We start from the raw sequence: 11,537 nt of genomic DNA on the forward strand, positions 1-11,537 counted from the left end.
ATTACAATATTCACTTTGTCTTCTTTATAAAATTGTTAATAATTCATCATATTGATGAATGGCCTATTATCTAAGTATGATTAACGCTATCAAATCGTGTGTATGTTGAAATGACAAATCATTTAGCTATTATCCAGTGGGCAGAAGATTATTTAATTTCTAACGGTTATTTTTTGATAGCAAAACCTGAAATAATCCAAGAAACACCTTGGTCTAATGTTATTTGCCTGCTTACATCGCATGGTAAGGTATATTTAAAACAACCAGCGCCATTACTAGCTAATGAGGCTAACATTATTGAACTTTTAGCCTATGAATGTAGGGCAAGTGTACCTCACATTATTGCTAAGAATTCTAATTTACATTGCTTCCTCATGAACGATACTGGGCTAACCTTGCGTAACCATATAAACAAAGAAAATAAAACGGAATTATTATGTAAAGCCATTAAGCACTTCACTGCTTTTCAGCGCTCTACTGAAAACAAGATTGAACTACTTTTCAATCTTAAGCTTCCCGATTGGCGCTTAAAGCAACTACCTAACTTATATGAAAAAATAATCAATGATAAAGAATTTTTAAAAGCTGATAGTATGGAAGAGAAGGAGTTAGATAAATTAAATTATTTAGGTCCGCTTATAACAGAACAGGTACATGAATTATCACAATATGGTATCTATGAAACGTTAGTTCAGCCTGATTTCAATACAAATAATATTTTAATTAATCCTAACACCCAGCAATTTACAATAATTGATTTAGGCGAGTTGGCTATCTCACATCCATTTTTTTCGCTACATAATTTTTTACATCAAGCCACCTTGCATCATCATGTAAAGGAACACGATCATGTATGGAATAAAATGTTAGAAGCTTGTATTGCAAATTGGCTAGATTTGTGGCCAAAAGCCAAATTATTGCAGGGATATAAACTATCGAGAATATTATGGCCAATATACTTTGCTTGTGCTAATTACCATTTTATGCATTGTGTCGATATGTTGGCTTTAAATACTTGGTATGCGAAGAAACCTAATCGATTAGCTTGTGCTTTTAGAGAATATCTTGCTGCCATGCATAGCGCTAAATTCTTATAATCAATATCTTTCTCAATCTTTTATTCTTCATTATAAATAAAAGCTTTACCAGCTAGATAAATTGAGCTCAAATAATGCCTTATACTTTATACTCTAGAATACTCTTGTTTGGTACTTCTATAAATTTTATTAAATGGAGAAGACTCTTTAATGCTTAATGTCCCTGCTATCAATATTAAATCGCTTAGCAAAATCTATAGTAATGGCTTTAAAGCGCTAAATGATATCAATTTAGAAATCAATCGTGGTGAAATTTTTGCCCTCTTAGGCCCGAATGGCGCTGGTAAAACTACGTTGATTAATACGATATGTGGTATTGCGAGACCTAGCAGCGGCACAATTACCGTAGCAGGGTATGATCATATTAAGGAATATCGTAAAGCACGCGCGGCTATTGGCCTTGTGCCGCAGGAACTAGCAACTGATGCATTTGAGTCGGTATGGAGAACAGTGACATTTAGCCGAGGCTTATTTAACAAACCACGCAATCCCGCCTATATCGAAGATGTATTAAAGCGGCTTGCTCTTTGGAATAAGAAAAATGAGCAAATTCGGCATTTATCAGGCGGTATGAAGCGAAGAGTAATGATTGCTAAAGCATTATCACATGAGCCAGACATTCTATTTCTTGATGAACCTACAGCCGGAGTCGATGTGGAATTACGCAAATCGATGTGGAAACAGGTGCGAAAATTGCGTGAAACAGGCGTCACGATTATCCTTACAACGCATTATATAGAAGAAGCGCAGGAAATGTCTGATCGCATTGGCATTATTAATAAGGGCAATTTAATTCTTACCGAAGATAAAAAAACGCTTATGAAAAAAATGGGTAAGCGCCAGATGATTTTTGTACTACATCAACCCTTGTTACTTATTCCTGAAGAATTGAAAAAATATCCTCTTACACTGATTGAAAATGGTAGCAAACTTATTTTGACTTATAATGATGACATTGGAAATGATATTGCAGATTTTCTAGATGATATCCAAGCACAGGGTATTCGTCCTAAAGATATTTACAGTCGTCAAAGCAATTTGGAAGAAATTTTCATTAAACTAGTCGAGGCAAAATGAATATTCGTGGCATTCAAGCAATTTATAATTTCGAAATGCAAAGAACTTTGCGCACATTAGGGCAAAGTATTGCTGCGCCTGTTATTTCGACTGTACTTTATTTTATTGTTTTTGGCGCAGCGCTTGGTCCACATATGCGTGCTATCGACAATATACCCTATGGCGCGTTTATTGTGCCTGGCCTTATTATGCTAACTGTACTTGGAGAAAGCGTATCGAATGCCTCCTTTGGTATTTATTTTCCGCGCTTTACTGGCACAATTTATGAAATTCTAACTGCGCCCTTATCTTTTTTTGAAGTTGTGTTGGGCTATGTAGGAGCAGCGGCTACTAAATCGATAATCATTGGGGTGATTGTACTTGTAACTTCCTCATTTTTTGTACCATTGCGCATTTCCCATCCATTGTTGATGGTCTTTTTTTTAATAATGACGAGTGTAACTTTTAGTTTACTGGGTTTTATTATTGGAATTTGGGCGGATGGTTTTGAGAAATTACAAATTATTCCTCTTTTAATTCTAACACCTTTGTCTTTCCTAGGCGGCAGCTTTTATTCAATAAACATGCTCCCTCCTTTTTGGTATAAATTTTCATTGCTAAATCCTGTGGTTTATTTAGTAAGCGGATTTCGCTGGAGTTTTCATGAACGTGGTGATGTTAGCCTTGCTACAAGTGTAATAATGATTTCTGCATTCACAGTAATCTGCCTCTTTACCATTGGCTGGATTTTTAAAACAGGCTATGGTTTAAAAAAATAAATTTGAAATAGATAGAATACCTAATTTCTTAAATAAATTAATGCTATATTTAATAGCTAATTTTTTTATTGAATGTGAATTCAATCTAAAATATATTCGCTATATTTTATGTGGAATTTATTTACGTTTAATCTTGATCCCGTATAAATACTTTGCATTTTACGGGATAACGTTCGTTTAGCGACCTAAAAGAGACTTCATCTCTTTTAGGTCGAACTCACGTTATTTAAGGGTAAATTTTGCTTAAAAAAGATTTTTGGAAAATTGGACTATGGATTCTTATTTACGAAGGCATTGGCTTTTTGCTAGGACAGTTAACCAAAGTTAATATACAACCTTGGTATAATAAACTAATTAAATCAAATTTAACGCCACCCGCTATTACCTTCAGTATAGTTTGGTCTTTACTCTATGCAATTTTAGCTATCGTCGGCTGGACTATTTGGCAAAATAAAAAAACTAACCCTGGTTCTGAGCAAAGAATTATGTGGTACTTATATGTAGTACAAATGATAATGAATTGGTTATGGACGCCTATTTTTTTTCACTATCATTTATTGGGTTTTAGTTTAGTATGGATTACTGCATTAACTATTTTAAATTTAGTTCTCGGTTATAAACTAATAAATAAAAATAGCTTTATAGGCGTACTATTTACTCCCTACATTTTATGGTTATTTTTTGCCACATATTTAAATGCAGTAATCTATTGGTGGAATTAATTAACTTCTATGGATAAGTAAGCCATTCATAAATGTCAATCCACCTTTTGGCCAGTCGGTTTCCAGCTAATTTTTGTTGGCGTTAGATTATTAGTGATACGAGAAACTGTACTATCTACTCGTCGCTGCAGCATAATTTCAACCATGACTGTTTCATTGGAATGTAGAATTTTGTTAATGTCAGCCAGTGAAGAATGAAAATCAAGTATTTTATAATAGGCAAGGGCTTGGTCACTTAATTCAGGATGTGCCTTAATACGAAAGCCAAGATTACCTTGCATTTTCGGCGTATTAATTCCAGTTTCCATAATATCGTAGTCAAGATAATAAGTTAGTTTGCCTCGATTGTATTGGTTTCGCTGGCGGTCTACGAAGAAACCGCTAGGAAGTGCATACTCACTATATTTAGGTCCAGCCGTTAGATAAAGCTCATAATCATCAAGATGATTGCCTCTGTCATCAATAAGGCGAAATATAATCATTGAGTACCGATTGGTAATGTATTTGCGCTGATAGATAAGGGTATTTACAATTTCAGTATGCTCAATTTCTTGTGTTGCTTGCGTAAGTTTATCTAACTCTTTTGCTACTAAATGATAGGATGCTTGATTCCTTACTTGAAGGCAGCGCAAGAGCCATATTACAGTCGGATGAGTGGCGGCATTAGCCATAGTAATACTACGAATAATGCCCATTTTCTTCCCGGAATGTGAGCACCCAGGCAGAACGCCAAAAGCCATTGGCTTTGTCCGGGTCAAATTAGTAACAACAAGATTCTCACCATTACTGCCCTCTTGATGTAGCTTTAATAGACTGTAATTCATATTTGCAGCAGTTACACGTACAATACCATCAGAGCCAACTTCTCCAGTGTAAGAGTTAACAGCATCATAAAGTTGACGATCAATTTTTTGACCTGTAAGCACAAAGGCATAAATACCATTAGCCGTACAATCATAGTCAAGCCAACTTTCATTAAGTTGCCAACTCATATCGCTGCCAAGCTCAAGCCAATCAAGTACATGCTGGCCCGGTTCAATACCTTCAAAAAAACTTTTTATGCGGCCTAGTCGGGATTTACCAAGTTGAGCAAGTGCTGATCCGTGGTTAGCAGGCGCTAACATAATAAGATGACTTAAGGGACATTCGGCAAGATTATTTTTAAAATATAAATCCATCCACTTACGAATAACGGGGCCACCTGTAGAGTGAGTAATACAAGCAAAACACTCCCCTTCATGCAGCTTATCAATAATTTCATTACGCACTGCATGATCAAAGGCACGTGCTATATCATCAACGGTTACTGTATCATTAAAGCTAATATAATGACCAAGATAGATATTGCCCACTTGAATATCAAGATTTTTGCTCTGACTTTCAAGCCATTGCGGAAGCTCTCCGTAAGTATTGGTATGCGTCACACTCCAACCATGAACGAAGATAACAATCATAACTTTCCTTAACTGATTAACGTTCCAAAGGTAATCGAAATAAATCGATGATTTTGGATTATTTTACAAGAATATAGCTAAGTCAAATTAAAAAATTGAGGCTGCTAACCTTGATGCCTAATTAAATCTAGCTAATATTACCAACATCTATACATCCCTTTCCCAATAGAATTAGTTTCATAAATAATTATTAAATGTAATTAAAAATGAATTTAAAGTCGATTTGCAAATTATTAAATAATTTGTAACTATTTATGAACAAACAAGCGAATATTTAACCTTTAGGTGATCATGATGCAAGGTCGGTCTAGTAAGATAAAAAGATTCATTACAAGTGCATGTTTATTGTTGCCCTTTACAAGTTTTGCTAATAGCGCATGCGACCGTTTAAATAACGATACCAAAATATCAAGCTGGGCCTATCAAGTAATGCTACAAACTTATAACCTTAACTTTGTAAACCCTAATCAAGAAAAAGCGCAAGCTTATTTTACAAAATCAGCTTGGCTTAATTATAAAAAAGAGTTTAATTTAGATGCTATTATTAAGGAAATAGTGAATAAAAAGTTAGTTTCGAGTGTGGGTTTAAGCGACACACCTGTATTTTTACAAAAAGACTCCTATAGCTGGACCGTGAGCTTACCCTTAATTATTAACTATCGAAACGCAGCAGTTCATCAAATAAAAAATATCAATATAGAACTAACTATTGTTAAAGATATAAAATCAGATGATTGTTTAAAAGTTACCGCTATCCATAACGTACCTATATCTAAAAAGTAACTTAGCTAGCTTATGCTTAAGGATTAGCCATTCTAATTGGCAATACCTTCCTTGTTTAAACAGGCTAATGATAGCTGCTTTTATTTCTATAAAAAGATTATCACCAATTTTACGATCAATTGAATTTAAGTATTAGCGCTATACTTTCATTTGAAAGAACCGAAATATTTTTTCTAAATGATCCTATAATTTAAAGGTTATGGTCTAACCATAATTTATTAATTTTATTGGGGAAATTGAATTAATGAAAAAAAGGCCATCTTATAAGTATTTTTTAAGTAATTTTAATAGTCACCTTTTATACGAAAAAATTCGTGATGAACAAGTTCAATTTCTTTATAAACAACTATCCTACTTTATATTAATTGCTGAATGTCTAGCAGTTAGCGGCTTAGGTGTAACTTTATGGAATATAAGTAATCGTTCTTTAATTACAATTTGGCTTTTATACATGTATTTAACGTCAGAAATAGGTCGAGGTATTTTGCTTATATTTTATTATAAAAATAAAAAAAATTTTTCCTATCAGTTTTGGTTAAATTGGTTTTGTTTTGGCGTTTTTTGTTCTGGACTTGGTTGGGGCTTTGTTAGCCTCTTTCTTTTACCGAATAAAGAAGGTATTCACCAAATTATTACCATTATGATCCTTTTTGGGATATTTACAGAATCCAATAATTTATATTCACCTGTTTTTGGCGTTTATGCATTTTTTCTCTCTTTGGCTTTTTTACCATTAACTACTTGGCTTTTCTTACAAGGTAATCTTTATAATTTATTAGGCCTGTTAAGTCTACTCTATCTGTGGGTAGTACTTAGTGCTGCCTATAACCATCGAAATCTTCTTTTAACTTCATTAGACCAAAATGATAAAATTAAAGCAAAATCGAAAGAGCTTAAAAATTCACTTGCTATAACAAAAGCCATTTTAGAATCTACTGATGATGGAATCCTTGTTGTTAATTCTGATAATAGGATTGAATATTACAATCAAAGATTCCTAGAAATTTGGCAATTTACCCCAGAGTTTATTCAAACTCATACTCATGATGATACAGTAGCTAAAGCTGTAAAGCAGCTTGAAGATCCTGATTATTTCCGTAACAGACTTGAATATATTACTCAACATCCACACCTAGATAGTTTTGATGAGTTAAATTTTGTAAACGGCAAACGATTTGAACGTTATGGTAAACCTCATAAATTAGAAAATAAAATTATTGGACGCGTATGGACTTTTCATGAAATTACAGAACGTAAAGAAATGGAAGAAAAACTAATATTTCAAGCAACTCATGATGATTTAACAGGGTTACCCAATAGAGCTCAATTAACTAAAAGTCTTTACCAAGAGATAAAATATGCTAAACGATTTAATTTCTATTTAGCGGTTTTATTTATAGATCTCGATAATTTTAAAAGTATTAACGATAATTTAGGTCATGAAGCGGGCGATGTTTTATTACGTCAGGTAGCCAAAAAATTAGTACTTAGTTTGCGTGAAACCGATACTGTCTTTCGCTTTGGTGGCGATGAATTTGTTATTTTTTGTTTAGTCCAACGATCGGATGAAATACCTGGCCTTGTTCAATATATCCATCATTGCTTACTAAATCCAGTTAAAATTGGTTTAAATAATGTTTTTATTACTGTAAGTATGGGAATAAGTATTTACCCTAAACACGGTAAATTACCATCAAGTCTTTTAAAAAAAGCAGATCTTGCGATGTACTGGGCAAAAAAACAAGGGCGAAATTCTTACGCTATTTATAGAAAAGAATTTAGTAAAGATTCCAAAAGACGATTAGCCCTTCTAAGTCAATTACATTTAGCCATTGAAAAAAAACAATTTTATTTGGTTTATCAGCCTATTATTAATCTAAATACTAGGAAAATTTGTTCTCTTGAAGTGCTTCTTCGCTGGGATCATCCTAAGATGGGCCATATTTCGCCTTCAGAATTTATTCCTTTAGCAGAAGAAAACGGTTTAATAACCCAGATAGGTGAATGGGTATTAACAGAGGCATGTAAGCAAGCAAAAATTTGGCAAAAAAAAGGGCTTAAATTCATGCCGATTGCTGTAAATGTATCGGGTATTCAGATAAGTAATCCAACATTTCCTTACACATTAGAGTATATTTTAAAAGAAAATAACTTAGATCCGAAATATTTAATTATTGAATTAACAGAAAGTACACTCATGGCCAATCAGGAAAATATACTCACGACACTAGATCAATTAAGAAAAATGAATATACAGATATCCATAGATGACTTCGGTACTGGGTATTCGAGTTTTGCGTATCTTAAAGATTTTTCAATTGATAAGATAAAGATTGATAAAATATTTATTCGTGATTGTCCTAATAAAGCTAACTGCAATCCAATTATTAAAGCAATCGTTGCAATGGGAAAAAATTTAAATTTAATAATTGTTGCTGAAGGTGTTGAAACAATAGAGCAATTAAATTTTTTAACAACATTACATTGTAATGAAATACAAGGCTTTCTTTATAGTCAGCCACTAACTGCAGAAAAGATTCCTCAAATTATCAATATAGACTTAGATACCATACTAAAGAAAAAGGGATTAATAAATAAACAATAATGACTTAATCGCCTTGTTTAGTAAATTTCTGCTTAACCCAATGTTTTTATAAAGTCCTTAAATCTTAATTATTTACTTTTTTTATCATCATACATTTTTGTATCAGCAAGCGAGAGCATCGTTTCTAACGTTTGATGTTCCTTTGGATTATACTGAATACTACCAACACTAAATTCAATTGAGTAACCTTGTGTGCTTATACATTTCAATGAGTCTTTTAAGCGTTGATTAATATTAGCTACATCTGCTGAATTTAAGCTAGAACAAAATACACAAAACTCATCGCCGCCTAAACGTGCAATCACATCATAACAGCGAAAGTTCTTAAGAAGGCAATTAGAGAAAGTTTTTAATACCTTATCACCTTCTGCATGCCCAAATTGATCATTAATGTGCTTAAATTTATCTAAATCAAAAAATAATAAATTAAAAACTTGGTTTTCTCGTTGACATTTTTGAAATAAATAATTAGCTATTTTTAAAAAGCCACGCCGATTAGATAAGCCTGTTAATTCATCAGTAATAGCTAACTGTAATGATTCTAACTCCATTTCAACCATTTTAGCGAGGTCATAAACAACATGTTGATCAACGTCTTTTATAAGCCTTGGCTTGTCATCAATTAAACAGATAACGCCCACATTACATTTGTTTATTTTCAAAGGGCAGCCTACATAAAATCTGAAATTGGGTTTGCCAACGACAAACGGATTATCATAAAAACGTTTATCTTTCATGGTGTCTTCAACAACCATAATTTCATCTGAAAGAATAACATGCCCACAGAATGATGTCTTTCGTACCGCCTCCTGGATTTCAAACCCTTGCGTTGATTTCATCCATTGGCGTTCAGCTTCTAAAAAGGAAATGACAGCAATAGGAACATCAAAAAGCTTACAGGCAATACGAGTTACCCGATCAAAGCGCTCTTCTCGCTCTGTATCTAATATTTTTAATTTATAAAGTGTTGCTAAACGCTCAGCTTCATTTTCTGGGATTTCTGGCGGAATCATTGTCATTATCCTTTTGAAAAATACATTTTAAAAGGCCATAAAGTACTCCTGTATTATTAGTATAAATCAATTAATTTTCATGTGCTTTCAAACTAGGGGAATTAGAAATAAAACAAGAAAATTGGATAACCAAATCTATAAAGGCGGATTAGGGCTTAATAAGGTTGCTTAATTGTCTAATCAAGTTTTCTGCTATAACCCTAACAGCATACTAAGATTATTAAACGCTTGGTATGCTAATCAGGTTTACTAATGACCATTTATTAATGAACTTTAATTATAAGCTGCACCATGAAATATCTTAAGCTAGCTAAACTTTAAAGAGAATCTAAAAGGAACACTTTTATATAAGGCCAACTCCTTAAGGAAAACAATTAGTATCATAGTTAGTAATTAAACAGCTAAATATTCAAAATATTCTTCAAAATTTGATGTAAATTCAAATAAATAATATTAAATTTTGATAATTACTTTTATAAATATACACCAATAATTAACAGCTATAATTAACAAATATGTATTATTTACAGTACCGAACCTTATTAATTTTAATAAAATTTAAAGATTTAAAAGAGTTAATGAACCTTATTGTTATTTATATGGAGTAATCATGGATAAATTCAATAGAAAAACATCTAGGAAGCTTGGATTTAATGAAGCGATAACTAAATGTATAGGTGAGCTAGGTGAAGGCCATTTAAATATTATGGGTTTTGCATGCTTGCATGGGTTTTTTGATAAATCAATTTTTAGCGAAGCATTACAATTCGTTGTTAAAAAGCAGCCCCTACTACGCGCAAGGTTAGTTGAACGTGAGGGTGAAAACGATGAGTTTGAAATATTAGAAGAACTACCCGTTTTACCTGTAGAATATATTCCTTTAAACGAACCAATTAATATTAAGGATTTTATTGAAAAACAGCAACAAAGATTTATTCGATCAGAGCAGACGCCACTTTGGCGATGTGTGGTGCTTTATTCAGAAGAAAAAACTTTTATTTTTTCTATTATTCATTATCTTATAACTGATGGCAAATCTTCTTTCTTTGTACTTTATGATACCTTAGCATTTTACGAAAAATTATATAGAAAGGAAAATATTGATATTAAAGCGTATGATTTATTACCTAATTTTGAACAAATTATTAATGTTAGCCAATTAGCTGAAATGCCTGATTTTTTTGCTAGCAATTTAATTGTGCCCAACCATACTTTTGCTGCAAAAACTGAAAATCGCCTATCAAAACATATATTTGAAGAAATTTCAGAAGATATAGTAACAAAAATACAAGTACAATGTAACAAGAATAATATAACCATTAATGCACTAATGTATGCTGCTTTATTCTTATCTTTAGATTATTCAAATTATGAACAAGAAGAAATAATTTTTGGAACTCCCATAGATATAAGAAATGAATGTATCCCTAAAGTTCCCTATGATTATTTAGGATGTTATAGAGCATTTGTACAAACCAAAATCAATATAAAGCAAAATGATATCTGGAAAATTGCAAAACAGTATAATAGTGATTTATGGGAATCAATCGAACAATTAAAAATTAACTTTGAAAAAGAATATAATAAAAAAAGTATCTATGAAGAATGGAATATGTACAAAGAATTAATTGAAAAGCAGGCAAAATCGGCTTTATATCTTCAATTAACTTTTTCAGGAAACTTATCCATAAATAATCCAAACCAACCTCTTAAATTAGTTTCTATGCATGGTGCAACTATACAAAAATTAGGCGTTACTTTAATTAATGTGCATATGTCTATTTTAAACGGAAAAATTTATTTTACTATTTCTTTTAGCGAGCCTCTTATAATGGAAGAACAAATACTGCAAATCATTACTCGTTTTAAAGCATTACTCGTAAGGATTGCAGACGATAGTTCTAATTTATAATTGTAGTTAGTGTCCTTATTATTGTTTAATCAAAAAGGATTTTTAAAATAGAAAATACTTTTTTCTGGTATATTTTCTTATAAAATTTTTTGGAAATATACATTTATATTCGATAG

General features: G+C 32.1%; 9 protein-coding genes. 7 read left to right on the top strand and 2 right to left on the bottom strand.

Annotated features, from left to right (window positions below; translation table 11 throughout):
- Positions 1-110 precede the first annotated feature (110 nt).
- From DYH30_RS12295 to DYH30_RS12310, 4 genes are all read left to right on the top strand, one after another.
- Positions 111-1,097: an aminoglycoside phosphotransferase family protein gene (locus DYH30_RS12295; protein ID WP_115331936.1), complete on the top strand. Its 987-nt coding sequence runs from the start codon at positions 111-113 to the stop codon at positions 1,095-1,097.
- A 150-nt stretch (positions 1,098-1,247) separates the two neighbouring features.
- Positions 1,248-2,174 (top strand): ABC transporter ATP-binding protein, encoded by a 927-nt coding sequence (locus tag DYH30_RS12300; RefSeq protein WP_115331937.1) that lies wholly within the window; start codon positions 1,248-1,250, stop codon positions 2,172-2,174.
- The gene (locus DYH30_RS12305; RefSeq protein WP_115331938.1) at positions 2,171-2,932 is read left to right on the top strand and encodes an ABC transporter permease; all 762 of its coding nucleotides are present in this window, start codon (positions 2,171-2,173) and stop codon (positions 2,930-2,932) included. Before DYH30_RS12300 ends, DYH30_RS12305 begins: the two co-directional genes overlap by 4 nt.
- 239 nt (positions 2,933-3,171) lie before the next feature.
- Complete coding sequence (locus DYH30_RS12310; RefSeq protein ID WP_115331939.1) at positions 3,172-3,654, top strand: TspO/MBR family protein; 483 nt, start codon at positions 3,172-3,174, stop codon at positions 3,652-3,654.
- A 35-nt stretch (positions 3,655-3,689) separates the two neighbouring features.
- On the opposite strand, the gene plaB is transcribed toward DYH30_RS12310, so the two are convergent.
- Positions 3,690-5,108 carry a phospholipase PlaB gene (gene plaB, locus DYH30_RS12315; RefSeq protein ID WP_115331940.1) on the bottom strand — a complete coding sequence of 473 codons (1,419 nt, stop codon included), beginning with the start codon at positions 5,106-5,108 and terminating at the stop codon, positions 3,690-3,692.
- 294 nt (positions 5,109-5,402) lie between these two features.
- Here plaB and DYH30_RS12320 point away from each other — a divergent pair, with 294 nt between their 5' ends.
- Both DYH30_RS12320 and DYH30_RS12325 read left to right on the top strand, forming a co-directional pair.
- Entirely contained in the window at positions 5,403-5,891 is a 489-nt protein-coding gene (locus tag DYH30_RS12320; RefSeq protein ID WP_160116212.1) for a DotI/IcmL family type IV secretion protein, read from the top strand.
- Between the two features lie 244 nt (positions 5,892-6,135).
- The gene (locus tag DYH30_RS12325; RefSeq protein ID WP_115331942.1) at positions 6,136-8,496 is read left to right on the top strand and encodes a putative bifunctional diguanylate cyclase/phosphodiesterase; all 2,361 of its coding nucleotides are present in this window, start codon (positions 6,136-6,138) and stop codon (positions 8,494-8,496) included.
- Between the two features lie 68 nt (positions 8,497-8,564).
- On the opposite strand, the gene DYH30_RS12330 is transcribed toward DYH30_RS12325, so the two are convergent.
- A complete protein-coding gene (locus tag DYH30_RS12330) occupies positions 8,565-9,509 on the bottom strand; it encodes a sensor domain-containing diguanylate cyclase (protein WP_115331943.1) in 945 nt (314 codons plus the stop codon).
- 610 nt (positions 9,510-10,119) lie between these two features.
- On the opposite strand from DYH30_RS12330, the gene DYH30_RS12335 reads away from it, so the two are divergent.
- Positions 10,120-11,421 carry a condensation domain-containing protein gene (locus DYH30_RS12335; protein WP_115331944.1) on the top strand — a complete coding sequence of 434 codons (1,302 nt, stop codon included), beginning with the start codon at positions 10,120-10,122 and terminating at the stop codon, positions 11,419-11,421.
- Positions 11,422-11,537: the final 116 nt, after the last annotated feature.

Origin of the sequence: Legionella busanensis (assembly GCF_900461525.1) — a bacterium.
Lineage (GTDB): Bacteria > Pseudomonadota > Gammaproteobacteria > Legionellales > Legionellaceae > Legionella_C > Legionella_C busanensis.